The 23,518-nt window shown below is 75.8% G+C and carries 20 protein-coding genes; 17 read left to right on the plus strand and 3 right to left on the minus strand.

Annotated elements, in window-relative coordinates:
• Positions 1–25: 25 nt before the first annotated feature.
• From glp to mnmA, 6 genes are all read left to right on the plus strand, one after another.
• Positions 26–1,315, plus strand: coding sequence for a gephyrin-like molybdotransferase Glp (gene glp, locus ACH443_RS18265; RefSeq protein ID WP_430591104.1), 1,290 nt, complete (start codon positions 26–28; stop codon positions 1,313–1,315).
• Positions 1,312–1,845: a cyclic pyranopterin monophosphate synthase MoaC gene (gene moaC, locus ACH443_RS18270; RefSeq protein ID WP_429766887.1), complete on the plus strand. Its 534-nt coding sequence runs from the start codon at positions 1,312–1,314 to the stop codon at positions 1,843–1,845. The genes glp and moaC overlap by 4 nt, the downstream gene beginning before the upstream one ends.
• A complete protein-coding gene (locus ACH443_RS18275; protein WP_430591105.1) occupies positions 1,842–2,936 on the plus strand; it encodes a molybdenum cofactor biosynthesis protein MoaE in 1,095 nt (364 codons plus the stop codon). The genes moaC and ACH443_RS18275 overlap by 4 nt, the downstream gene beginning before the upstream one ends.
• A 164-nt stretch (positions 2,937–3,100) precedes the next feature.
• The gene (locus ACH443_RS18280) at positions 3,101–5,392 is read left to right on the plus strand and encodes a PhoX family protein (protein ID WP_430591106.1); all 2,292 of its coding nucleotides are present in this window, start codon (positions 3,101–3,103) and stop codon (positions 5,390–5,392) included.
• Between the two features lie 216 nt (positions 5,393–5,608).
• Positions 5,609–6,796 carry a cysteine desulfurase family protein gene (locus ACH443_RS18285; RefSeq protein WP_430591123.1) on the plus strand — a complete coding sequence of 396 codons (1,188 nt, stop codon included), beginning with the start codon at positions 5,609–5,611 and terminating at the stop codon, positions 6,794–6,796.
• Positions 6,793–7,917, plus strand: coding sequence for a tRNA 2-thiouridine(34) synthase MnmA (gene mnmA, locus ACH443_RS18290; protein WP_430557014.1), 1,125 nt, complete (start codon positions 6,793–6,795; stop codon positions 7,915–7,917). Before ACH443_RS18285 ends, mnmA begins: the two co-directional genes overlap by 4 nt.
• Positions 7,918–7,945: 28 nt before the next feature.
• Here the strand turns inward: mnmA and ACH443_RS18295 are convergent, their stop codons facing one another.
• Positions 7,946–8,758 carry a TrmH family RNA methyltransferase gene (locus tag ACH443_RS18295; RefSeq protein ID WP_430557015.1) on the minus strand — a complete coding sequence of 271 codons (813 nt, stop codon included), beginning with the start codon at positions 8,756–8,758 and terminating at the stop codon, positions 7,946–7,948.
• A 30-nt stretch (positions 8,759–8,788) separates the two neighbouring features.
• On the minus strand, positions 8,789–9,283 hold the full coding sequence (locus ACH443_RS18300; protein ID WP_429766880.1) for an ester cyclase: 495 nt from the start codon (positions 9,281–9,283) through the stop codon (positions 8,789–8,791).
• A gap of 155 nt (positions 9,284–9,438) precedes the next feature.
• Between ACH443_RS18300 and ACH443_RS18305 the strand changes: the two genes are divergently transcribed.
• From ACH443_RS18305 to ACH443_RS18330, 6 genes are all read left to right on the plus strand, one after another.
• Positions 9,439–10,488 carry a hypothetical protein gene (locus ACH443_RS18305; protein ID WP_430591107.1) on the plus strand — a complete coding sequence of 350 codons (1,050 nt, stop codon included), beginning with the start codon at positions 9,439–9,441 and terminating at the stop codon, positions 10,486–10,488.
• Between the two features lie 181 nt (positions 10,489–10,669).
• Positions 10,670–11,416, plus strand: a complete 747-nt coding sequence (locus ACH443_RS18310; protein ID WP_429766876.1) for an HAD family hydrolase — start codon at positions 10,670–10,672, stop codon at positions 11,414–11,416.
• Positions 11,413–13,890: a glycoside hydrolase family 65 protein gene (locus ACH443_RS18315; protein WP_430591108.1), complete on the plus strand. Its 2,478-nt coding sequence runs from the start codon at positions 11,413–11,415 to the stop codon at positions 13,888–13,890. Before ACH443_RS18310 ends, ACH443_RS18315 begins: the two co-directional genes overlap by 4 nt.
• Before the next feature lie 124 nt (positions 13,891–14,014).
• The gene (locus ACH443_RS18320) at positions 14,015–15,073 is read left to right on the plus strand and encodes a LacI family DNA-binding transcriptional regulator (RefSeq protein ID WP_430591109.1); all 1,059 of its coding nucleotides are present in this window, start codon (positions 14,015–14,017) and stop codon (positions 15,071–15,073) included.
• Positions 15,074–15,149: 76 nt separating this feature from the next.
• Positions 15,150–15,953 carry a ThuA domain-containing protein gene (locus tag ACH443_RS18325; protein WP_430591110.1) on the plus strand — a complete coding sequence of 268 codons (804 nt, stop codon included), beginning with the start codon at positions 15,150–15,152 and terminating at the stop codon, positions 15,951–15,953.
• 32 nt (positions 15,954–15,985) lie between these two features.
• Positions 15,986–17,029 (plus strand): Gfo/Idh/MocA family protein, encoded by a 1,044-nt coding sequence (locus tag ACH443_RS18330; protein WP_430591124.1) that lies wholly within the window; start codon positions 15,986–15,988, stop codon positions 17,027–17,029.
• 39 nt (positions 17,030–17,068) lie between these two features.
• Here the strand turns inward: ACH443_RS18330 and ACH443_RS18335 are convergent, their stop codons facing one another.
• Positions 17,069–19,300 (minus strand): prolyl oligopeptidase family protein, encoded by a 2,232-nt coding sequence (locus tag ACH443_RS18335; RefSeq protein ID WP_430591111.1) that lies wholly within the window; start codon positions 19,298–19,300, stop codon positions 17,069–17,071.
• A 191-nt stretch (positions 19,301–19,491) separates the two neighbouring features.
• On the opposite strand from ACH443_RS18335, the gene ACH443_RS18340 reads away from it, so the two are divergent.
• The 5 genes from ACH443_RS18340 to ACH443_RS18360 are packed head-to-tail and all read left to right on the plus strand — an operon-like array spanning position 19,492 to position 23,497.
• Entirely contained in the window at positions 19,492–20,868 is a 1,377-nt protein-coding gene (locus ACH443_RS18340; protein WP_430591112.1) for an ATP-binding protein, read from the plus strand.
• Entirely contained in the window at positions 20,865–21,326 is a 462-nt protein-coding gene (locus ACH443_RS18345; protein WP_429766864.1) for a roadblock/LC7 domain-containing protein, read from the plus strand. Before ACH443_RS18340 ends, ACH443_RS18345 begins: the two co-directional genes overlap by 4 nt.
• The gene (locus tag ACH443_RS18350; RefSeq protein ID WP_430591113.1) at positions 21,323–21,673 is read left to right on the plus strand and encodes a DUF742 domain-containing protein; all 351 of its coding nucleotides are present in this window, start codon (positions 21,323–21,325) and stop codon (positions 21,671–21,673) included. Before ACH443_RS18345 ends, ACH443_RS18350 begins: the two co-directional genes overlap by 4 nt.
• The gene (locus ACH443_RS18355; protein ID WP_429766861.1) at positions 21,654–22,271 is read left to right on the plus strand and encodes a GTP-binding protein; all 618 of its coding nucleotides are present in this window, start codon (positions 21,654–21,656) and stop codon (positions 22,269–22,271) included. The genes ACH443_RS18350 and ACH443_RS18355 overlap by 20 nt, the downstream gene beginning before the upstream one ends.
• On the plus strand, positions 22,268–23,497 hold the full coding sequence (locus ACH443_RS18360) for a cytochrome P450 (RefSeq protein ID WP_430591114.1): 1,230 nt from the start codon (positions 22,268–22,270) through the stop codon (positions 23,495–23,497). Before ACH443_RS18355 ends, ACH443_RS18360 begins: the two co-directional genes overlap by 4 nt.
• The last annotated feature ends 21 nt before the right edge of the window (positions 23,498–23,518 follow it).

A 23,518-nucleotide genomic window follows, 5' to 3' on the forward strand; every position in this document is an offset into this window, starting at 1 on the left:
CGGCGGGGGACATAGGCTGACGCCCGTGCATGACGACGTGACGCGGCGACGGTCGGTGGCCGACCACGCGGCCGCGGTGGCCGAGGCGGTCGAGCCCGCCCTGGCGGCGGCGCGCGGGCGGGCGTCCGCGCGGATCGACGTCGCGACCCTGCTGACGCAGGTGGGCGCCGGCGCCGGGCTGTCGCCCCGCGTGCTGGCGCGCGACGCGACGGCCGCCGCCGCGCTGCCCGGCTTCGACAACTCCCAGATGGACGGCTACGCGGTGCGTTCCGCGGACCTCGCCGGCGCGTCCGTCGGCGACCCGGTGGTGCTGCCCGTCGTCGCGCCCGTCCCCGCCGGGACCCAGCCGCCGACGCTGGAGCCGGGCACCGCGGCCCCCGTGATGACGGGTGCGCCCGTGCCCGCCGGGGCCGACGCCGTCGTCAGGATCGAGGACGCTGACCCGCCGCGCTTCCCGGACCCGGCCACGTCCGCGGAGGTCCGGTTCGCCGTTCCCGTCACGCGGGGCACGTTCGTGCGGACGGCGGGCTCCGACGTCGCGGCCGGCGACGTGCTGGTCCCCGCCGGGACGCCGCTCGGAGGCCCGCAGCTCGGGGCGCTCGTCGCCGCGGGCGTCACGACCGTCGAGGTCGCGGCCCCGCCGCACGTGCTGCTCGTGTCGACGGGCTCGGAGCTCGCCCCTGCTGGGGTGCCGCTCGGCCCGGCGCAGGTGCACGACGCCAACGGCGCCGCGCTCACCGCGGCGCTCGGGCAGGCAGGTGCCCGGGTCACGACCCGCGTCGCGCCGGACCGGCCCGACGCGCTGCTCCGGGTGCTCGCCGACGCGGCGGGCGACGTCGCCCTCGTCGTCACGACCGGCGGCGTGTCCGCCGGGGCGTACGAGGTGGTGCGACAGACCCTCACGGACGCCTGGTTCGGGCACGTCGCCGTCCAGCCGGGCGGGCCGCAGGGCCTCGGCACGGTCACCCTCGGGTCCGGGCGGGACGTGCCGCTCGTCGCGTTCCCCGGCAACCCGGTGAGCGCGTACGTGTCGTTCGAGCTGTTCCTGCGCCCGGTGCTCGCCGCGGCGACGGGCGCGTCGCCGGCCCGCCGCGCGACCGGCCGCGCGCCGCTCGCCGAGCCGCTCGACTCGCCGCCCGCGCTGCACCAGGTGCGGCGGGGCGCGCTCGACACCGACGGCCGTGTGCGCATGACCGGCGGACCCGGCTCGCACCTGCTGACCCACCTCGCCGCCGCGACCGTCCTCGTGCACGTGCCGCCCGGCGTCGCGCACCTCGACGCCGGCGACCTCGTCGACTACCAGGAGCTCCGTTGACCGACCCGAACGACCCGACGCAGGGCCTGACCCACTACCGCGCCGACGGCGCTGCCCACATGGTCGACGTCTCCGCCAAGGACGTGACGAAGCGGCAGGCGACCGCGACGGGCGTGCTGCGCACGCGCGCGGACGTCGTCGAGCGGATCGCGTCCGGCGACCTGCCGAAGGGGGAGGCGATCGCCACGGCGCGCATCGCCGGGATCCTGGGCGCCAAGCGCACGCCCGACCTCGTGCCGCTGTGCCATCCGCTGCCGATCTCCGGCGTGGAGATCGACGTCGTGCCCGCCTCCGACGGGTCCGGCACCGTCGGGATCTCCGCCACCGTGCGCACCACCGGCCGCACCGGCGTCGAGATGGAGGCGCTCACCGCGGTCACCGTCGCCGGGCTGACGCTCTACGACATGATCAAGGCCGTCGACAAGGCCGCCGTGCTCACCGACGTGCAGGTGGTGGCGAAGTCGGGCGGCACGTCCGGCGACTGGGCGCGCGCGGCGTCCACCTCCGAGTCGGGCCGGGAGGACGCATGACCGGCACGCACGAGCACCACGCCGGCGCTCACGCACAGCGGCGCGTCGCCGTCGTCGTGGCCTCGGACCGCGCGGCGGCGGGGGAGTACGAGGACCGCTCGGGCCCGGCGGCCGTCGCGTGGTTCGCGGCCCGGGGCTGGCGCACGTCGCAGCCCGTCGTCGTGCCCGACGGCGAGCCGGTGCGCGAGGCGCTCGCCGCGCTGCTCGCACCGGGGGCGGGGGAGGCGCCGGACGACGTGCCGCACCTGATCGTCACCAGCGGCGGCACGGGGCTCGGCCCGCGCGACCGCACCCCGGAGGCGACCCGCGCCGTCCTGGACCGCGAGGTGCCGGGGATCGCGGAGCTCGTCCGTGCGCGCTCGACCGCGCCGACCGACCCCGCGAAGCGGGCCGTCCCGGCGGCGGCGCTGTCCCGCGGCGTCGCCGGGGTGGCCGGCCGCACGCTGGTGGTCAACCTGCCCGGCTCCGTCGGCGGCGTGACGGACGGCCTCGACGCGCTGGCCGACGTGCTGCCGCACGCCGTCGACCAGCTCGCGGGCGGCGACCACCCCGCGGGCCCCACGCCGCGAGGTCGAGCCTCAGCTGCCGAGGTCGAGCGCGCAGGGCTCGACCTGGACGCCTCCGGCTCGACCTCGGGGGAGCCGTCGGCGGTGGTGCTGCGCGCCGACGTCGTCGACTCGCCCCTGGACCCGCTGGTCGCGGAGCTCGGGGCGCTGGTGCGCGACGACGCGTGCGGCGCGGTGGCGACGTTCTCGGGCTACGTGCGCGACCACGACGGCGGGCGCGGGGTCCTGCGCCTGCACTACGAGGCGCACCCGGACGCGGCGACGGTGCTGCGGACGGTGGCGGAACGCGTCGCGCGCCGCACGGCCGCGGCGACGGGGGACCGCGTCCGCGTCGCCGTCGTGCACCGCACCGGCGACCTGACGATCGGCGACGTCGCGGTGGTGGCGGCCGTGGCGGCGGGGCACCGGCAGGCGGCGTTCACCGCGGCGTCGGACCTGGTCGAGGAGCTCAAGGCCGAGGTGCCGATCTGGAAGGAGCAGGGCTTCGACGACGGCACGTCGGAGTGGGTGGCCTCGCTCGGCTGAGGTCGGACGCGAGGCCGACTCCGAGGCCGACTCCGAGGTCGACCCCGAGGTCACCTGCTGTTCACCTGAGGGTCGGTGTCACGACGGCCGCCCGCCATCGGTGCTCCCTACGTTCGGGCACGTCACCCCCTGTCCCGACACTGCCTCACCCTCAGGAGTGCCCGATGACGATCGCCCCCGAGTCGCGCCCGCTGCTGGAGCTCGCGGCCGCGCCTCACAGCCCTCACTACGCGCGCGGCAAGCGCAGCCCGGTCACGTGCCGGCTCAAGTGCGCCGACGCGTGCTCGCACCCCGCGCCCAACGAGTCCGCCAACGAGTACTTCCGCGACGTCGCGGCGCGGGCGCTGTCCCGCCGCGTCATGCTCGGCGGCCTGGCCGCCGCGGCCGCCACCGTCGTCGTGGGCGCCCAGGTGGCGGGCGCGCCCGGAGCGAGCGCCGTCACGGCCGCGGGCCGTGGCCACGGTGCCGGCAAGGGCCTCGCCTTCGGCGCCATCGCACCGCAGGACGCCGGCGTGGACGCGTTCGTCGTGCCCGAGGGGTACGAGTGGTCGCCGATCATCCGCTGGGGCGACCCGATCCTGCCCGGCGGTCGCGCGTTCGACGCCGCGCGCCAGACGCCGGAGCAGCAGGCCAAGCAGTTCGGCTACAACGTCGACTACCTCGACATCCTGCCCGCCGACCCGGACGCCGTCCGGCCCCGCGGGACGACGAAGCGCGGCACGCGCGGCCTGCTGGTGAGCAACCACGAGTACACCAACGCCGGGATCATGTTCGACGACTCGTACGATGCCGCCACGCGCCGCGCGATCGAGCGCGCCGCCTGGGGGCTGTCGGTGGTCGAGGTGCGTCGCGACCGCGAGGGCTCGCCGTGGACGTACTCGCGGATCAGCCGCTACAACCGCCGCATCACCGTGGACACGGAGTTCCACGTGGACGGCCCGGCCGCCGGCTCGTACCTCATGAAGACGGTCGAGGACCCGACCGGCACCCGCGTGCGCGGCACGCTCAACAACTGCGCGGGCGGTACGACGCCGTGGGGCACGGTCGTCTCCGGGGAGGAGAACTACAACGCGAACTTCCGCGTCAACGGCAAGGACCCGCGCGACGCGCGGTACGGCCTCAAGGACGCGGCGACGAGCTACGGCTGGGAGCTCGACGACCCGCGTTTCGACGGCCGCAACCCGGGCTACGAGTACGAGAGCCACCGGTTCGGCTGGATCGTCGAGGTGGACCCGTACGAGCCCGACGAGGCGCCCGTGAAGCACACGGCGATGGGTCGCTTCAAGCACGAGGGCGCCAACGTCATCCTGTCCCGCCGCGGCCACGCCGTCGCGTACATGGGCGACGACGAGCGCTTCGACTACGTGTACAAGTTCGTGTCGAAGAACCGCTTCCGCGACGGCAGCAGCCGCGGGGCGCGCCGCCACAACAAGACCCTGCTGTCCGAGGGCGACCTGTTCGTCGCGCGCTTCCGGGGCGACTCCCCGGCGTCGGAGATCGACGGCTCGGGCGCCGTCCCCTCCGACGGCGGCTTCGACGGCACCGGCGAGTGGGTCCCGCTCGTCAAGGACGGCGAGTCGCAGGTGCCGGGCATGACCACCGAGGAGGTGCTCGTCTTCACGCGGCTGGCCGCGGACGCCGTCGGCGCCACCAAGATGGACCGCCCGGAGGACGTGGAGCCGAACCCGCTCACCGGCCGCATCTACGTGGCGTGCACCAACAACACCGACCGCGGCAAGGACGGCAAGGAGGGCGCCACCGAGCCCAACCCCCGCACCACCAACCGCGACGGTCACGTCGTGGAGATCATCGAGGACCGCGGCGACCAGACCGCCACGACGTTCACGTGGAACCTGCTGCTCGTCGCGGGCGACCCGTCGGTGAACGACTCGACGTACTTCTCCGGCTTCCCCGCCGACCGGGTCTCGCCGATCTCGTGCCCCGACAACCTCGCGTTCGACGCCGAGGGCAACCTGTGGATCTCCACGGACGGCGCGCCGTCGACGATCCAGAAGTGCGACGGCCTGTTCAAGGTGACGCTCACGGGCCGCCAGCGGGGCCGTGTGGAGCAGTTCCTGTCCGTGCCGCGCGACGCCGAGACGTGCGGCCCGGTCGTCGACTCGCGCGACGCGATGGTCTACGTCAACGTCCAGCACCCGGGCGAGGACGGCACGTTCGCCGCGCCGAACTCCTACTTCCCGGACTACCTCGCCGAGGGCGAGCGGGCCCCCGCCGGCGCGTGGCGCGGGCCCCGCCCGTCCACGATCCAGGTCTACAGGACCGGCCGGGGCGAGCACCCCGGGAACGGCCACGGTCACGGGAACGGCCACGGTCACGGGAACGGCCACGGTCGCGGGAACGGCAACGGGAACGGCAACGGGAACGGCAACGGGCACGGCAAGGGCGGCGACGGCTGGGACGGCCCCGGGCCGTTCCCGTGGCCGCGCCACCGCTGACCCCTGGACGCGAGATAGAGAACCCCGAGTCGCGAGATAGAGAGGCCGCGACGAGGCCGCAGCGCTAGCGGCCCCGTCGCAGCCTCTCTATCTCGCGACTCGGGGTTCTCTATCTCGCGGTGGCGGTGGGCGCCGGCGCAGTTCGTAGACTGGGGGACCGTGACCACCCCCGAGGCGCCCGCCGGCGCCTACCTCGACCACGCCGCCACGACCCCGATGTCGCGGGCGGCGCTCGAGGCGTACGTGGCGGAGGCCGGCCGGACCGGCAACGCGAGCTCGCTGCACTCCGCAGGGCGCGCGGCGCGACGGGCCGTCGAGGAGTCGCGCGAGTCCGTCGCCGCGTCGCTGGGCTCGCGGCCCAGCGAGGTGATCTTCACCGGCGGGGGCACGGAGTCCGACAACCTCGCCATCAAGGGGATCTTCTGGGGCCGGCGCCGCACGGACCCGCGCCGCACCCGCGTGCTCGTCTCCGCCGTCGAGCACCACGCGGTGCTCGACCCGGCGTTCTGGCTCGCGGGGCACGCGGGCGCGGAGATCGTGCTGCTCCCCGTGGACGGCGACGGCCGGCTCGACCTCGCGGCCCTGCGCGCCGAGCTGACGGAGCACGGCGACGAGGTCGCGCTCGTCTCGGTGATGTGGGCGAACAACGAGGTGGGCACGCTGCAGCCGGTGCGTGACGTCGTGCGGCTCGCGCACCAGCACGGCGTCCCCGTGCACACCGACGCGGTGCAGGCCGTGGGCCAGGTCGACGTCGACTTCGCGGCCTCGGGCGTCGACGCGATGACGGTGACGGCGCACAAGCTCGGCGGGCCGATCGGCGTGGGCGCACTGCTCGCCCGCCGCGACCTGCCGCTCGAGGCCGTGCAGCACGGCGGCGGCCAGGAGCGCGGGGTGCGCTCCGGGACGCTCGACGTGCCCGCGATCCGGTCGTTCGCCGTCGCGCTCGCGGAGACCGTCGCCGCCCGGCCCGAGCGCGCCGCGGCCCTGGGCGCCCTGCGGGACCGGCTCGTCGCGGGCGTGCGCGCCGTCGACCCGGAGGCGGTGCTGCGCGGCCCCGACCCGGGCCCGACCGCGGGCGGCGGCGCCGCCGCGCGGCTCCCGGCCAACGCGCACTTCACGTTCCCCGGCGCCGAGGGCGACTCGCTGCTCTACCTGCTGGACTCCGCGGGAGTGCAGGCCTCCACCGGGTCGGCGTGCCAGGCGGGCGTGCCGCAGCCGTCGCACGTGCTGCTCGCGATGGGCGTGCCGGAGCTCGAGGCCCGGGGTGCGCTGCGCTTCTCGCTCGGCGCGACGTCGACCGCCGCGGACGTCGACCGCCTCGTCGCCGCGCTGCCCCAGGTCGTCGAGCGGGCCCGCGCGGCGGGCCTCGTGTCCGCGCCGGCCGGTGCGGGGGGCACGGCATGAGGGTGCTGGCCGCCATGTCGGGCGGCGTGGACTCGGCCGTCGCCGCGGCGCTCGCCGTGGAGGCGGGGCACGACGTGGTCGGCGTGCACATGGCCCTGAGCCGCAACCGCGACCAGTTCCGCACCGGCTCGCGCGGCTGCTGCTCCATCGAGGACGCCGGCGACGCGCGCCGCGCCGCGGACGTGCTCGGCATCCCGTACTACGTCTGGGACCTCTCGGAAACGTTCGAGCAGACCGTCGTCGCCGACTTCCTGCGAGAGTATTCGGCCGGCCGCACCCCGAACCCGTGCGTGCGCTGCAACGAGCACATCAAGTTCGAGGCGCTCCTCGACAAGGCCACGGCCCTCGGGTTCGACGCCGTCGCCACCGGCCACTACGCGCAGGTCGTGACGCGCGAGGCCGCCGACGGCACCGCGACCCGCGAGCTGCACCGGTCGCCGAACGACGAGAAGGACCAGTCCTACGTGCTGGCCGTGATGGGCCCGGAGCGCCTGGCGCGCGCGATGTTCCCGCTCGGCGGCTTCGCCTCCAAGGCCGAGGTGCGCGCGGAGGCCGAGCGGCGCGGCCTGTCCGTGAGCGCCAAGCCGGACTCCTACGACATCTGCTTCGTGGCCGACGGCGACACCCGCGGCTTCCTGCGCGACCGGCTCGGCTCGCGCCCGGGCGAGGTCGTGGACACCGACGGCGCCGTCGTCGGCGCGCACGACGGCGCGTACGCGTTCACGGTCGGCCAGCGCAAGGGCCTGGGCCTCGGCCACCCCGCCGCCGACGGGCGCGCCCGGTACGTGGTGGACGTGCAGACGTCGACCAACACCGTCGTGGTCGGGCCGGCCGAGCTGCTCAGCGTGGACCGGATCGAGGCGGGGAAGGCGGTGTGGCTCGCCGCCCCGGAGGGCGACGCCGGGAGCACGTGGCTCGACGACGTCGAGGTGCAGGTCCGCGCCCACGGCGCCCCCGTGCCCGCCCGCGTGCGGGCGACGACGGCGGACGGCGTCCCGGCGATGGAGGTGGAGCTCACCGGCCGCCCGCTGCGCGGCGTCGCGGCCGGGCAGTCGCTGGTGGTGTACCGCGGCACGCGGGTGCTCGGCCAGGGCACCGTCGCGCGCGCCTGGCGCGGCTGACGCCGTCCCCGAACGGGTCCGGACGGGCTCAGCCCCGCGCGAGCCGCTGCCGGCGCGCCTCGTACAGCACGATCGACGCGGCGTTCGAGGCGTTGAGCGAGCTGGCCGAGCCGGCCATCGGGATCGCCACGGTGACGTCGGCCGCCTCGCGCCAGCCCCTCGACAGCCCGGCGGTCTCGTTGCCGACGGCGAGGAGAACCGGGCCGGTGAGATCGACGTCGGCGGGCGCGGCGTCGCCGTCCTCGTCGGTCGCGACGACGGTCACCGGGCGCCCGGCGGCACGGTGCGCGCCCACCCAGTCCATGACCTCGCCGTGCGAGGCCGCCCGGACGACGGGCAGCGCGAAGAGGGAGCCGGTGGTCGCGCGCACGGCCTTCGGGTCGTAGGGGTCGGCGGCGTGGCCGGTGACGACCAGGCCGTCGGCGCCGAACGCGTCCGCGGACCGCACGACCGCGCCGACGTTGCCCGGCTGGGTGGGGCGGTCGAAGACGACGCCCAGGAACGACGGACCCACCGGGACGCGCGCCAGGTCGTCGGCGGGCATCGCGACCACGGCCAGCAGCTCGCTGGCGCCCTCGTCCTTCTCGGCGAGCTCGGCGAGCAGGTCGGGCGACATCGCGATCGTCTCGGCGCCCGTGGCCTGCAGCATCTCCTGGGCCCACGACGACAGCCGGCGGTCCGTCTCGTGCAGCAGCGTGCGCACCTGCCAGCCCTGCTCGACCGCCATCGTGATCGGGCGGACGCCCTGCACCAGGAACTCCCCGGCGCGACCGCGCTTGGTGCGGTTCGTGAGCAGCGTCTGCAGCTGCTGGAAACGGGCGTTGCGCACGGTGATCCGCATGGGCGCAGTCTCCCACGGCGGCGGTGGCGCTCAGCGACGCAGCTCGTGCTCCCACCACACCTGGTCGCGCATGACCCAGTGCTCGGCCTCGAGCCCGTCGGCGACGCGCACCAGGTGCATCTCGCGCACGGTGAAGCGCCGGTGCGAGGGCGCGACGCCGAGGAAGAACCCCGAGTGCAGGGCGCTGAACGCGACGTGCAGCGACACCAGGTCGCCCTCGGTGACGGCGTGCAGCACCTCGACGCGCTGCTCGTCGAACGCGTCGTGGAACCAGTGCATCGTCGCCACGAGCGCGTCGGGGCCGCCGGCGCAGCCCGGCAGCACGTCGTGGTTGCGGAACCCGGGCGCGAGCTGGCGCCGCAGCACGGCCTCGGCGCCCGACGGCATGGCGTTGGCGTGCACGCGGGTGGCGACCGCCCGCGGGGTGGACAGCACGGTCGACGACCCGCCCGAGGGGTGCACGAGCGGTGACGTGGGGGCCCGGCCCGCGGGTGCCGCGGGCGCCTGGTCGAGGATGACGGACATCGGGACTCCTTCGTCGGACCGTTACCGTGCTCCTACCCTTCGAGAGCGGCGACCGGCCGTGCCATGACGGGGTGGGAGAGGTGACACCGGGTGACATCGGGCGACAGCGTGGTGGAGGTCGTGGGCGGGCGCCCGGCCGGAGCGAGGGCGGACGCGTGACGGCGGTCTCCGGCCACGGGCCGTGGCCCGGCGGCGCGCGCGACGAGCTCGTGGCGCAGCAGACCGTGCTCGACGACCTGGCATCGCTGCCGACCGGCGTCGACCCGGTCCCGTTCCTCGCCCAGCTCACCGGTCGCGGGCCGGGGGCCGACGCCGTCGGCCGGACGGCGGCGCTGCTGGCGGAGATGCCGGTCGAGCTGGGCCCGCACGGCTGGAAGCTGACCGACCACCCCGGCGCCGACCTGCGCCGCGCGGAGTCCCTGCTGCGGGAGGACCTGTCCGCGCTGGCGGTGGCGGCCGTGGGGCACGACGGCCCGCTCGCCGTCGAGCTCACCGGCCCGTGGACCCTCGCCGCCCAGCTGTGGTCGGCGCGCGGCGACCGCGTCCTGGCCGACGCCGGCGCCCGCCGCGACCTGTCGCTCGCGCTGGCCGAGGCGGTCCGCCGCCACGTGGCGGACGTGCGCGCCCAGGTCCCCGGCGCGACGCCGGTCGTGCAGCTCACCGAGCCCCTGCTGGGCCAGGTGCACGCGGGCGTCCTGCCCAGCTTCTCCGGCTACTCCCGCCTGCGGGCGGTGCCCGGGCCCGACGTCGTCGAGGGGCTGCGACCCGTCGTCGACGCCGCGCACGAGGCCGGTTCCCGCGTCGTCGTGCACCTCGGCGCCACCTGGGTGGGCGTGCCGCCCGTCGCGCTGGCGGGGGCGGACGCCGTCGGGCTGGACCTCGCCGACGTCGGCGGCGCGGGGGAGACGGCGGGCTGGAACGAGCGCGCCTGGGAGCTGCTCGCCCGCGCGACCGAGCGGGGCATGGGCCTGTGGGCCGGGCTGCCGCCCGCCACCGTCTCGCAGTGCTCCGGGCCGCAGCTCGGCGCGCTGGTCCGCCTGGTCGCCGAGCCGTGGCGCCGCATCGGGCTGCCCGCGGCCGGGCTGGCCGACGTGACGCTGCTCGCCGCGCCGCGACGGAGCCTCGCCGACGTCGACACCCGTCGCGCGGAGCTGGCGAACCTCGGGCGGGTGGCGGAGGCGCTCGCGGAGCGGGCCGCCGCCTGACCGGAGCTGACCTGGCCTGAGCGGGACGGGACCGGGACGGTCGTGGGACCGATCCGCGAAGATCTCACCGAGGCGCGGCGCGTGCTCCCGGAGCGCCCCGGTGACTGCGTAGGCTGAACCCCGGCGTCGGCCCGCAGGGGGACGGTGCCCGCGACCCGACCCCGACCCGCGAAGGACGCCCGTGACCAGCCTCCGAGCCGTGCTGTTCGACCTCGACGGCGTGCTCACCCCGACCGCCGAGGTGCACATGCGGGCGTGGGAACGCCTGTTCGCGCCCTACTGCGAGGCCCGTGGCCTCGCGCCGTACACGTCCGCCGACTACTTCGCCCACATCGACGGCAAGCCGCGGTACGACGGCGTGGCGACGTTCCTCGCCTCGCGCGGCGTCGAGCTGCCGCGCGGCACCGCCGACGACGCGCCCGGCGAGGACACCGTGTGCGCGCTCGGCAACCGCAAGGACGCGATCGTCAACCGGATGTTCGACGAGGAGGGCATCGCGCCCTACCCGGGCTCGGTGCGCTTCCTCGACGCCGTGACCGCCGCGGGCGCGCAGGTCGCCGTGGTCTCGTCGTCGCGCAACACGCCCGCCGTGCTCGCCGCGGCCGGGCTGACCGAGCGGTTCGAGGTCGTCGTGGACGGCAACGTCGCGGCCCGCGAGCACCTGCCGGGCAAGCCCGCGCCGGACACGTACCTCCGGGCGGCCGAGCTGCTCGGCGTCCCGGCCGCCGAGGCGGTCGTCGTCGAGGACGCCCTGTCCGGCGTGCAGGCCGGCGCGGCGGGGCCCTTCGGCCTCGTCCTCGGCGTCGACCGCGGCGTCGGGGCGCAGGCGCTCGCCGCGCACGGCGCGGACCGCGTCGTCGCCGACCTGGGCGAGCTGGACGCGTCGATCCTGGACGAGCCCGCCGACCGGCAGGAGGGTCGGGCATGATCCGCCGCACCGCCGACGAGCAGCGGTCCGTGGACCGCCTGCGCTTCCCCGCCGAGCCGTGGCGCCTGGTGGAGGCCGAGTTCTCCGCGGAGGACCTCGGGGTCACCGAGTCCCTCTTCGCGGTGGGGAACGGCTACCTCGGGATGCGCGGCAACGTCGAGGAGGGGCGTGAGTCCCACTCGCACGGCACGTTCGTCAACGGCTTCCACGAGACGTGGCCCATCCGGCACGCCGAGGAGGCGTACGGCTTCGCCAAGGTCGGCCAGACCATCGTCAACGCCCCGGACACCAAGGTGATCCGGTTGTACGTGGACGACGAGCCGCTGCTGCTGCCGGTGGCCGACCTCATCGGCTACGAGCGCGCGCTCGACCTGCGCGACGGCGTCCTGCGCCGCGAGATCCTGTGGCGCACGCCGTCGGGCAAGCGGGTCAAGGTGGCCTCGGAGCGCATGGTGTCGTTCGTCGAGCGGCACCTGGGCGTCATGACGTTCGAGGTCACGCTGCTCGACGCCGACGGGCCGGTGGCGATCTCGTCGCAGATCCTCAACCGGCAGGACGGGCAGGACGAGTACCACGTGCCCGCCGCGTCGCTGGGCGAGGGCTTCGACCCCCGCAAGGCGGAGGCGTTCGCCGGCCGGGTGCTGCAGCCGCAGACCCGGTGGGGCGACGACGAGCGGCTCGTGCTGTCGTACCGCTGCACCAACTCGGGCATGACGCTCGCCGTGGCGGCCGACCACCGCCTGGAGACCGTGGACGAGTGGGACGTGCGCACGCAGGTCGACGACGACCTCGCCAAGCACGTGTTCCGCGTCGACGCGAAGGCGGGGCACACCATCCGCCTCACCAAGGTCGTCACCTACCACACGTCCCGCGGCGTCCCCACGCGCGAGCTCGTCGACCGCTGCCGCCGCACCCTGGACCGGGTGCGCGCCGGCGGCATCGAGGAGCAGTTCACGCACCAGCGCACCTGGCTGGACGACTACTGGGCGCGGTCGGACGTCGAGATCGAGGGGCGCCCGGAGATCCAGCAGGCGGTGCGCTGGAACCTGTTCCAGCTCGCCCAGGCGACCGCGCGGGCCGAGGGCTCCGGCGTCCCCGCCAAGGGCCTGACCGGCAGCGGGTACTCGGGCCACTACTTCTGGGACACGGAGATCTACGTGCTCCCGTTCCTCACGTACACGAGCCCGCGGTACGCCCGCAACGCCCTGCGGTTCCGCTACCAGATGCTCGACGCCGCGCGCCGGCGCGCCAAGGAGCTGTCGCAGAAGGGCGCCCTGTTCCCGTGGCGCACCATCAACGGCGAGGAGGCGTCCGCCTACTACGCGGCGGGCACCGCGCAGTACCACATCGATGCGGACATCAGCTTCGCCCTGGTGCAGTACGTGCGGGCCACGGGCGACACGGACTTCCTGCGCCGCGAGGCGGTGGACGTGCTGGTCGAGACGGCGCGCATGTGGGAGGACCTCGGCTTCTGGCGCGCCAACGGCGACGACAACTTCCACATCCACGGGGTGACCGGCCCCGACGAGTACACGACCGTGGTGAACGACAACCTGTTCACCAACGTCATGGCGCGGTTCAACCTGCGGGCCGCGGCGTTCGTCGTGGCGGCGATGCGCGAGGACTTCCCGGAGGACTACGAGCGCCTCGCGGACCGCCTGTCCCTGGGCGTGCACGAGACCACCGAGTGGACCCGGGCCGCCGACCACATGTCGATCCCGTACGCGGAGAGCATCGGCATCCACCCGCAGGACTCCCACTTCCTCGAGCGGGAGATCTGGGACCTGGCCGCGACGCCGGTGACCAAGCGCCCCCTGCTGCTGCACTACCACCCGCTGGTGATCTACCGGTACCAGGTGCTCAAGCAGGCGGACGTGGTACTGGCGCTGTTCCTGCAGGGGCAGCACTTCTCGGCCGAGCAGAAGCTGGCCGACTTCGAGTACTACGACCCGCTGACCACCGGCGACTCGACGCTGTCCGGCGTCGTGCAGTCGATCGTCGCGGCCGAGGTCGGGTACCACGAGCTCGCGCTCGAGTACTTCGTGTCCTCGCTGCTCGTGGACCTGGCGAACCTGCACGACAACGCCGCCGACGGCGTCCACGTGGCGTCGGCGGGCGGCACCTGGTCGGCGCTCGCGTTCGGCTTCGGCGGCATGCGGGACCACGACGGCGTGCTGTCGTTCGACCCGCGCCTCCCGCAGGGCTGGGAGGCCCTGACCTTCCGCGTGCAGTGGCAGGGGTCGCGCCTGCGCGTCACGGTGCGGACGGACGAGCTCGAGCTCGTCGCCGAGACCGGCGAGGGCGCGACGGTCTTCGTGCGGGGCGAGCAGGTGGCGGTCACCGCGGACGAGCCGGTCGTCGTCGCCCTCGACGGCCAGGGTCCGGTGCGGCCGGGGCGCCCCAGCCTGCGTGCCCTGTCCGGCAACCGCCGCGACGACGGCACCCTCATCACCGCGACGGTGCCGCACTCCTGAGCCGCCGGTCGAGCCCGCCGGGACCGCCGTCCCGGCGGGCTCGACCCGCAGGCTCCGCCGACACCCTTGCCGCCCCGGCGGCGCGTCGCTATGGTCGTCGACCAGTGCGCATCGATGCGCATCGATGACCTTCGCCGGGATCCGGCGACGTCCGCCGACGACGGGAGACGACGTGCCGAAGGGGCCGACCAGCGCCGACGTCGCGCGCGAGGCCGGGGTGTCGCAGTCCACGGTCTCCTACGTCATGAGCGGCAAGCGCCCGATCTCCCCGGAGACGCGGCGGCGCGTCCAGGACGCCATCGACCGCCTGACCTACGAGCCGCACGCCGGGGCGCGGGCCCTGGCGGGGCACCGCACCAGCACCGTCGCGGTCGTGGTGCCGGTCGACCCGGACTCCAGCGTGCAGCGTCTCATGGTGTTCGTCGAGGAGATCCTGCTGGCCGCGCGGCGGCGCGACCACGACGTGCTCCTCGTGACCGCCGACGAGGGCCCGGCCGGGCTGCGCCGGGTGGCGGGTCGCTCGCTGTGCGACGCCCTCGTCGTCATGGGGGTCGGCACCGACGACGACCGCGTCGACGTGGCGCGGGAGCTGCCGCTGCCCGTCGTGTTCATCGGGATCCCGGACGACGCCGAGGGGCTCGACTGCCTCGACTTCGACTTCGAGGCCGCGGGCGGGCTGCTCGTGGCCGAGCTCGCCGACCTGGGGCACCGGACGGTGGACGTGCTGGGCTGGGGGCCGGACGTCACCGCGCAGGGCGTCAACTTCGTGCCGCGGTTCGAGCGCGGGGCGCGCACGGCGGCCGCGGAGCGCGGCGTCGAGCTGCGCTGGCACGAGCCGGCCGGCGAGCCGGACGTGGGGCGGGTCGTCGACGGCGCCCTCGCGTCCGGCGAGGTGCCCGGCCTCGTGCTCGCGACCGCGGTCCCCGCGACGTTCCGCGCGCTGGCAGACCGGGGTCGCCGGCCGGGTCGGGACGTCGACGTCGTGGGTCTGGCCCTCGACGCCGAGGCCGAGCCGCACGGCCTCACCGCCACGTCGCCGCGGCCGCGCGACGTCTCGCGGCGCGTGATGGAGCGCGTCTTCGCCCTGCTCGACGGCGACGCGCCGCCCGGCGGCGAGCGGGAGCTCGCGCCCGCGGTGCTGCTGCGGCGCAGGTCGACACGGACCACGCCGGCGGCCGGCTGACCCGGCCCGACCTGCCACCCACGGCCACGCACCGACCCGCCACCGCACCGACCCGGCACCGAGCGAAGGAGACATCATGACCGCACCGATCCGCGTCACCGTCTGGGGGGAGAACCGCCACGAGCAGCTCGAGCCGTCGGTCGCCGCCCGCTACCCCGACGGCATGCACGGCGCCGTCGCGCAGGGCATCGAGGAGAACCTCGGCGACGGCGTGCGCGTGCGCACCGCGACGCTCGACGACCCCGAGCACGGGCTCACCGAGGAGGTGCTGCGCGACACCGACGTGCTCACCTGGTGGGGCCACGCCGCGCACGGCGAGGTCGCCGACGCGGTGGTCGAGCGGGTGCACCGCCACGTGCTGGAGGGCATGGGCCTCGTCGTCCTGCACTCCGGGCACTGGTCGAAGATCTTCATGAAGCTCATGGGCACCACCTGCACCCTGCGCTGGCGTGCCGAGCACGACCGGGAGCTGGTGTGGACGGTCGACCCGACCCACCCGATCGCGCAGGGGATCCCGCACCCCATGATCATCGAGGAGGACGAGATGTACGGGGAGTTCTTCGACGTCCCCGCCCCGGACGAGACCGTCTTCCTCAGCACCTTCTCCGGCGGAGAGGTCTTCCGCTCCGGCATCACCTACCGGCGCGGCTTCGGCAAGATCTTCTACTTCCGCCCCGGCGACCAGGAGTACCCGACGTACTTCCACGACGGGGTCCGCAAGGTCATCTCCAACGCCGTCGGGTGGGCCGTGACCGTGCGTCCCGAGCGCACGACCCCCACGCTGCTGCGCTACGAGACCGAGGACTTCTACCGCGGCCAGGGCTACGGCGGCGCGCTGGACGACGAAGCCCGAGCCGCCGCCGCGGAGGCCGGGCGGTGAGCGTGCCGCTGGTCCTCGTCGGCGCCGGGGGGATGGGCCGGGCCTGGCTGTCCGCCATCCGGGCCGAGCCGGGGGCCGAGCTCGCCGGCGTCGTCGACCTCGACCTCGACGCCGCCCGCGGGGCGCTCGCCGATGCCGGGCTCGCGGACGTCCCGGTCGGGACGGACGCCGTCGCGCTCGCCCGGGAGACCGGTGCGCGCGCCGTCGTGAACGTCACCGTCCCGGCCGCGCACCACCCCGTCACCACGGCCGCGCTGTTCGCGGGGCTGCCCGTGCTCGGCGAGAAGCCCGTGGCCGAGTCGGTGCCGCGCGCGCTCTCGCTCGTCGCGGCCGCGGAGGTGACGGGGGAGCTCTTCGTGGTGAGCCAGTCGCGCCGCTACAACCGGCAGCTCTTCGCCTTCCGGGAGCAGGCGCGCACCCTGGGCGACCTGGGGGTGCTCACCACGGAGTTCTTCAAGGCGCCCCGCTTCGGCGGGTTCCGTGACGCGATGGCGCACCCGCTGCTGCTCGACATGGCGATCCACCCCTTCGACACCGCCCGGTTCCTGCTGGGTGCCGAGCCCGTCTCGGTGTACTGCGAGGAGTTCAACCCGTCGTGGAGCTGGTACGACGGCGACGCCGCGGCGACCGCGATCTTCGAGATGACGGGCGGCGTCCGCTACTCCTACACGGGCAGCTGGTGCAGCCCCGGCCAGGAGACGTCGTGGAACGGGGCCTGGCGGCTGTCGGGCCGCGACGGCACCGCCCGCTGGGACGGCGACCACGAGCCGGTCGTCGAGGGGCCGCGTGACGCGGCGGAGGGTGCGGACCCCGGCGACGGGATCGCCGGGTCGCTGGCGACCTTCCTCGCGGCGCTCGACGGCGGTCCCACGCCCATGGGCGAGGTGCACGAGAACGTGCTCAGCCTCGTCATGGTGGCGGCGGCGGTCGAGTCGGCCGCCACGGGCGCGAGGGTCCTCGTCGACGACCTGCTCGAGCGCGCCTACGCCGAGGCCCTCGCCACGGAGACGCGGGAGGACGTGCGCGTGCAGCTCGCGTCGTGGACGTCGGTGCGCGCGGCCCTCGGGCCGGCCTGACACCGGGTCCCGGCGGGTTGCCCGCCGGGGCCCGGCCGGTCAGGCGAGGCGCTCGCGCAGGAACGTCCAGGCCAGGGCGGACATGTGCGCGGCCTGCGCGTTGTTGGCCGCGCCGCCGTGGCCGCCCTCGACGTTCTCGTAGTACGTGACGTCCGCGCCGGGTCCGCCCGTGGCCAGCATGAGCGCCGCCATCTTGCGCGCGTGGCCCGGGTGCACGCGGTCGTCCTTGGTCGACGTCGTGAACAGGACCGGCGGGTAGGCGCGGTCGCCGTCGAGCAGGTGGTACGGCGAGAAGGTGCGGACGAACTCCCAGTCGTCGGTGTCGGGGTCGCCGTACTCCGCCACCCACGACGCGCCCGCGAGCAGGTGCGAGTACCGCTTCATGTCGAGCAGCGGCACCTGCACCACGACCGCGCCGAACAGGTCGGGGTACTGCGTGAGCATGTTCCCGGCCAGCAGCCCGCCGTTGGAGCCGCCCTGCGCGCCGAGGTGCTCGGGCGTCGTGATGCCGCGGGCCACGAGGTCGCGCGCGACGGCGGCGAAGTCCTCGTACGCCTTGTGCCGCCGCTCGCGCAGCGCGGCCTGGTGCCACGCGGGCCCGTACTCGCCGCCGCCGCGGATGTTCGCGACGACGTACACGCCGCCGCGGGCGAGCCACGCCCGCCCGACCGTGCCGGAGTAGCCCGGCAGCAGCGGGATCTCGAAGCCGCCGTACCCGTACAGCAGCGTCGGCGCGGTCCCCGGCGTCGTCGGGTCGGACGGGTCCACCAGGTCCTCGCGGCCCACGACGAAGTACGGGACGCGCGTGCCGTCGTCGGAGGCTGCGAAGTGCTGCACCGCGACCATGCCGTCGGCGTCGAAGTACGCCGGCGCGGCCTTGAGCGGCTCGGGCGCGCCGGGCTCCGCCCCGGGCCCCGCGACGGTCGCCAGCGCGAGGGTGGACGGTGTGAGGTAGCCGGTGGTCGTGACCCAGACGTCGTCGCTGTCGAGGGGGTCGACGGCGCGCACGCCGACGGTGAGCAGCCCGCCGCCGAGCGGGAGCTCCGAGCGGGTCCAGGGCGCGCCGGCCGCCGTGCCGGGGGACGTGCCGGCGGGCGGGGTGAGCACGTGGACGGCGTTCTTCACGTCGTCGAGCACGTTGACGACCAGGTGGTGGCGGGTCCACGTGGCGCCGACCAGCGACGTCGACGGCGTGGGCTCGAACAGGACGGTGAGGTCGCGCGAGCCGGCCAGGAACGCGTCCGCCGGCGCGGCCAGCAGCGAGCCGGCGGCGTAGGTGGTGCCCGCCGGCGCCCAGTCGTCGCGCAGCTCGACCAGCAGCCACTCGCGGTGAAGCCCGACCTCCGCGGACTCGGGCACGTCGATCTTCACCAGCCGCTGCTCGGGCGTCCCGACCGCCTCGACGAGGAAGGTCTCCGACCGGTAGAAGGCGATCGAGCGGCTCACGAGGTCGCGCTCGAAGCCCGGCGTGCGCGAGCGGCGCGCGGAGATGTACATGTCGTCGTCGGTGCCCTCGTAGACGACGACGGCGTCCTCGATCGGCGTGCCGCGGCGCCAGAGCTTCGCGATGCGCGGGTACCCCGACGGCGTCGTCGTGCCCGGGCCGAAGTCCGTGAAGGCGTACACCGTGTCCTCGTCGGCCCACGCCAGTCCGCCCTTGGCGCCGGTGCGGCCGTCGTCGCGCGCCGTGTCGCGCTCGAAGCCGCCCTCGGCGGCGGGGACGAACCGCTTGGCGACGAGGTCGAACTCGCGCGTGACGTCCGCGTCCGAGCCGCCGGGGGAGAGGTCGATCAGTGCCCGGCGCCAGGGCTCGCCCGCCGCGAGCTGCTCGGGCGTCGGGCGCAGCAGCGACGCGCCGTGCCACACCCAGCTCTCGCCCTCCGCCGCGGCGAGCGCGTCGAGGTCGAGCACGGTCTCCCACTCCGGCGCGTCGGTCCGGTAGGAGCCGAGGGTGGTGCGGCGCCACAGGCCGCGCTCGTGCGCGGCGTCGCGCCAGAAGTTGTACAGGTGGTCGCCGATCCGGGAGACGTCGGGGATGCGCTCGTCGGAGTCGAGCACCTCGCGGACCGCCGCCTCGGTCTCCGCGAACCCGGGGGCGGCACCCACGGTCGTGTGCGCGTGGTCGTTGCGGCCGCGCACCCACGCCAGCGCCTCGGTGCCCTCGACCTCCTCGAGCCACGCGAACGGGTCCGGCCGGGCCGGGTCGAGCGGGGACGGCGGCGCGGCGGGCGGGGCTGACGGTGCGGCGGTGTCGACGTGCTCGGCGGTCATGCTCGGCACCCTAGCCGCCGGGCGCGCCGAGGGGCGCGGGTGCCTTTCACCCGGGGGGTGCCCGTGGTAGAAACTCCTGGTCAGGGCATTGATCCCGCTATGGACGTTCCAAGGGTTTCGCGGAGAACGCCGCTTTCGGAGCGGCACGGTCACGTCCGCCGGGACCCGATCCTTCCACCCACGGGGGTGCGGTGAGCACGACGACCTCTGCCGGAGCGCGCGCGACGACGCGCGTGCCGGCCCAGCTCTGCGCGGCCGCGGCCGTCCTCTGCCTCGCGGCCGTGCCGCTGCTCGGCGACCGGCTGTCGCCCGCGGGCGCGGCGTCGCTGTCCGGCGCCGCCGCGCTGCTCGTCGTCGTCGCGGCCGTGGCGCTGTCCCGCGCCGTCGCGCGCGGCGACCGCGACCGGGCGGCGCTGCGGGCGGAGCGCGACGCGCTGGCGGCCGAGCTCGCGACGGCCGCCGGGGCGCTCGAGGACGCGACGACCGGGCTCGCGCGCACCCGCGAGGCACGCGACGACCAGCGCGCCGCCGTCGAGACCGCCGTCGTCGCCCTGGGGCGCAAGGTGCAGGCGTCGGCGCACCGCATCCAGGAGGAGGCGGCGCGCATGGTGCAGCGGCACGCGGCCGACCCCGACGTGCTGCAGACGTCCATGCGGATCGACCACGCCGCCGCGCAGCACGCCCGTCAGGCGCAGAACCTCGTCGCGCTCTGCGGCCGACGTCCGGGGCAGACGTGGGACGACCCGCTCGCCCTGCCCGACGTCGTGCGCGCGGCCGCCGGGCGGATCACGGCGTTCCAGCGCGTCGAGGTCTCCGGCGACCCGGGGCTGGCCGTCGTCGGGCGTGCGGTCGAGCCGGTCGTGCACGTCCTCGCCGAGCTGCTCGCCAACGCGACGCAGTGCTCGCCGCCCAGCACCCAGGTGCTCGTCGCGATCCGGCAGGTGCAGCGGGGCGCGGTCGTCGAGGTCGACGACTGCGGCGTCGGGATGGCCGCCCGCGAGCTCGAGCGGGTGCGCGCCGTCGCGTCCGGCGCGCGGCCCGTGGGCATCGCCGACCTGGGCGAGGTACCGCAGACCGGCCTCGCGGTCGTCGGGTCGTACGCCCGCGCCCTGGACCTGCGGGTGGATCTCACGGAGTCCGTGTACGGCGGCCTGCGCGCCGTGGTCATGGTGCCCGCCGAGCTCGTCACCGCGGCGGCCGCGGCTCCCGGCACGCTCGCCCCGAGCGTCGACGACCCGTGGCCCGGGCCCGCCCCCCAGGCCCCGGCCACGCCGGAGACGGCGGCCGCCGAGGCCCGCGGCACCACGCGGGGACCCGACGGCGCCCCGGCCCTGCCGCAGCGGCGCTCGCGCCGCGGCACCGCCACGGGGACCCAGCGCGCGGTGCCCGCCGCGCCCCCGTCCGCCCCGACCGCGGCCGTCCCGGCGCAGACGGCGGAGGAGGCCGGCGCGTGGATCGGCGCGTTCTTCTCCGCCGACCGCGACGCCACCGCCGACGGCGCCCCGACCACCGACCATCCCAGCCAGCAGCCGTCCGCCGTGCCGGACGTGACCTCGGAGGACTCATGACGACCCCGACAACCGATGCGACGCCCGCGCCCGCGCACCCGGACAGCTGGATGCTCGACCTCGTCGCGGGGGTGCGCGGCGTGCGCCACGTCGTCGTGCTCAGCTCGGACGGCCTGGTGAAGGTCCGCACGGACGTGACGCCCCCGGACACGGCCGACAAGGTCGCGGCGGCGTGCGCCGGCCTCGTCGCGCTCGGCATGAGCATGGGGCGGGAGTTCGGCGCCGGCGACGCGCTGCGCCAGGTGCTCGTCGAGTTCGACGGCGGCTTCCTCTTCGTGCGCGGAGCGGGCGACGGCTCGCGGCTGGCGGTCGTCACCGACGCGGCGGTCGACCCGGGGCTCGTGGCCCAGCAGATGCAGGCCCAGGTGCTGATGATCGGCGAGCGGACGCTCGGCACGGACGTCCTGCGCCCCGCCGCCGTCCCCGCCCCCGTGCCCGCCGACGGGGAGGCGCGATGACGGACGGCTACCGCGACCACCCGGTGCGCTCGTACGTCCTCACGGGCGGGCGCGCGCACCCGAGCCGCAACACGCTGCGACCGGAGACGCTGCTGTGCGCGGTGGACGACGGCCGCGAGCTGCCCGTCGGCGCGGGCCGGCACGAGCGGGCCCTGCTCGAGACCTGCCGCGGCACGCTGGCCCTCGCCGAGCTCGCCGCGTACCTGCGCCTGCCCACCAGCCTGGTCGCGGTCCTCGCCTCCGACCTGCTCGACGCCGGCTACCTGGCGGTCCGGTCGCCGGCGACCCACGACCTGCCGGGCGTCGACCTGCTGGTGGAGGTCCTCGATGGTCTCCGCCGGTTCTGAGGCGCCACCCGTCGACCCGGCCTCCCTGCACCTCGCGTCCACCGTCGAGCGGTCGGTCAAGGTGCTCGTGGTGGGCGCGTACGGCGTCGGCAAGACGACGCTCATCGGCGCGGTGAGCGAGATCCCCGTGCTGAGCACGGAGGAGACGATCACGGCGGCCAGCCTGGGCGTCGACCCGCGGCTGGGGGAGAAGACCACGACGACGGTCGCGATGGACTTCGGGCGCGTCACCGTGGGCGGCACCACGGCCCTCTACCTGTTCGGCACGCCCGGGCAGAAGCGCTTCTGGGACCTGTGGGCGGGGCTGGCGGACGGCGCGGTGGGCGCCCTCGTGGTCGTGGACACGCGGCGGCTGGAGGACAGCTTCGAGGTGCTGGACCAGCTCGAGGAGCACACGGCGCTGCCGGTGACCATCGTGGTCAACGAGTTCCCGGACGCGCCGCGGCACACCACCGACGCGGTGCGCGCCGCGCTCGACCTGCCGGCGGACACCCCCGTCGTCGCGGGGGACCTGCGCGAGCGACGCCAGGCCGTGGAGGCGCTCCAGGCGCTCGTCGCGCACGCGGTGCGCCTCGCGCGCGCGGGCGACGCCGCATGAGCCTCACCGGGGCGGTGCGCGTGGTGCGGCTCGAGGACGTGGCCGACCGGCCGCTGCTCGCCGACCTGGCGGGCGCGCCCGACCCGGCGGCTCGGTACGAGGCGCTGCGTTCGCGCTGGGGCGCCCTCGCGCCCGTCGACCTGGAGCCGGGCGTGCCGGCGTGGCTCGCGCTCGGCCACGCCGAGGTCGCCGCCGTCCTGCGCAACGAGGCGATGTTCTCCCGCGACGCGCGCCACTGGCGGTACGAGGCGGAGGGCCTGGTCGGTCGGCGCTCGGCGACCCGCGCGCTCCTCGCGCCGCGCGACGGCGCCCACGACCGCGACGGCGCGGAGCACCGGCGGCTGCGCACGCCCCTGGCCGACGCGCTCGACGCCGTCGAGGACCGCCGCGTGCGGCGCACGACGGACGTCGCGTGCGCGTCGGCGCTGGACCGCCTGGCCGCCCGCGGCACGGCGGACATGGTCGCGGAGTACGCCGTCGACGTCCCGGTGCGGGTGCTGGCCGACCTGCTCGGCATGACGCTCGCGGACGCGCGCCGGATGCACGAGCTCACCGTCGCCCAGCGCTCCGGCGCGGACGACGCCCACCCGGCGTCCGTCGAGGCGGAGGACCTGCTCGCGGGCTTCGTCGCCGGGCGTCGCGCGGAACCGAGCGACGACCTCACGTCCGCGCTGCTCGCGCACCCCGCGCACGAGAACGACCTCGAGGTGATGGCCGCCGTCGGGCTCGTGTTCGCCACCGCGCACGACGCCGAGATCGCGTGGATCGCCACGACGCTGCAGCGGCTGCTCGCCGACCCGGCGTTCGCCGCCCGCCTGCACGGCGGCCGCCTCTCGCTCGACGACGCGCTGGACGAGGTGGCGCGCGACGCGCCCCCGCTGCCGCACCTGCGGCCGCGCTACGCCCTCGCGGACGGCGAGCTGGGCGGTCAGGCGATCGCCGCGGGCGACGCCGTCGTGCCGGCGGTGGCGGCCGCCAACGCCGACCGTGCGGTCCGCGCCGCTGACCCGTGGGAGCAGGTCGACGCGCGCTTCCACCTCACCTGGGGGACGGGCGCGCACGCGTGCCCGGCGCACCGGACGGCTCCGCTGATCACCCGGACCGTCGTGGGGCACTTCCTCGCCCGGGTCGCGGACATGGAGCTCACCGTTGCGCCGGCCGACGTCGAGCCGGTGCGCTCGGCGTGGGCGCGCTACCCGCGGGAGCTGCCCGTCCGATTCCGGTGACAGGCGGACCGGCGGACCCTG

This window comes from Isoptericola sp. NPDC019571 (genome assembly GCF_044389385.1).
GTDB classification, from domain to species: domain Bacteria; phylum Actinomycetota; class Actinomycetes; order Actinomycetales; family Cellulomonadaceae; genus Isoptericola; species Isoptericola nanjingensis.

Excerpts from the sequence above, each read along its gene's own strand:
- ACH443_RS18275 (WP_430591105.1), top strand. The coding sequence starts at position 1,842 with ATGACCGGCACGCACGAGCACCACGCCGGCGCTCACGCACAGCGGCGC.
- ACH443_RS18280 (WP_430591106.1), top strand. The coding sequence starts at position 3,101 with ATGACGATCGCCCCCGAGTCGCGCCCGCTGCTGGAGCTCGCGGCCGCG.
- ACH443_RS18285 (WP_430591123.1), top strand. The coding sequence starts at position 5,609 with ATGTCGCGGGCGGCGCTCGAGGCGTACGTGGCGGAGGCCGGCCGGACC.
- mnmA (WP_430557014.1), top strand. The coding sequence starts at position 6,793 with ATGAGGGTGCTGGCCGCCATGTCGGGCGGCGTGGACTCGGCCGTCGCC.
- ACH443_RS18295 (WP_430557015.1), bottom strand. The coding sequence starts at position 8,758 with ATGCGGATCACCGTGCGCAACGCCCGTTTCCAGCAGCTGCAGACGCTG.
- ACH443_RS18300 (WP_429766880.1), bottom strand. The coding sequence starts at position 9,283 with ATGTCCGTCATCCTCGACCAGGCGCCCGCGGCACCCGCGGGCCGGGCC.
- ACH443_RS18315 (WP_430591108.1), top strand. The coding sequence starts at position 11,413 with ATGATCCGCCGCACCGCCGACGAGCAGCGGTCCGTGGACCGCCTGCGC.
- ACH443_RS18320 (WP_430591109.1), top strand. The coding sequence starts at position 14,015 with ATGACCTTCGCCGGGATCCGGCGACGTCCGCCGACGACGGGAGACGAC.
- ACH443_RS18325 (WP_430591110.1), top strand. The coding sequence starts at position 15,150 with ATGACCGCACCGATCCGCGTCACCGTCTGGGGGGAGAACCGCCACGAG.
- ACH443_RS18330 (WP_430591124.1), top strand. The coding sequence starts at position 15,986 with ATGGGCCGGGCCTGGCTGTCCGCCATCCGGGCCGAGCCGGGGGCCGAG.
- ACH443_RS18335 (WP_430591111.1), bottom strand. The coding sequence starts at position 19,300 with ATGACCGCCGAGCACGTCGACACCGCCGCACCGTCAGCCCCGCCCGCC.
- ACH443_RS18345 (WP_429766864.1), top strand. The coding sequence starts at position 20,865 with ATGACGACCCCGACAACCGATGCGACGCCCGCGCCCGCGCACCCGGAC.
- ACH443_RS18350 (WP_430591113.1), top strand. The coding sequence starts at position 21,323 with ATGACGGACGGCTACCGCGACCACCCGGTGCGCTCGTACGTCCTCACG.
- ACH443_RS18355 (WP_429766861.1), top strand. The coding sequence starts at position 21,654 with ATGGTCTCCGCCGGTTCTGAGGCGCCACCCGTCGACCCGGCCTCCCTG.
- ACH443_RS18360 (WP_430591114.1), top strand. The coding sequence starts at position 22,268 with ATGAGCCTCACCGGGGCGGTGCGCGTGGTGCGGCTCGAGGACGTGGCC.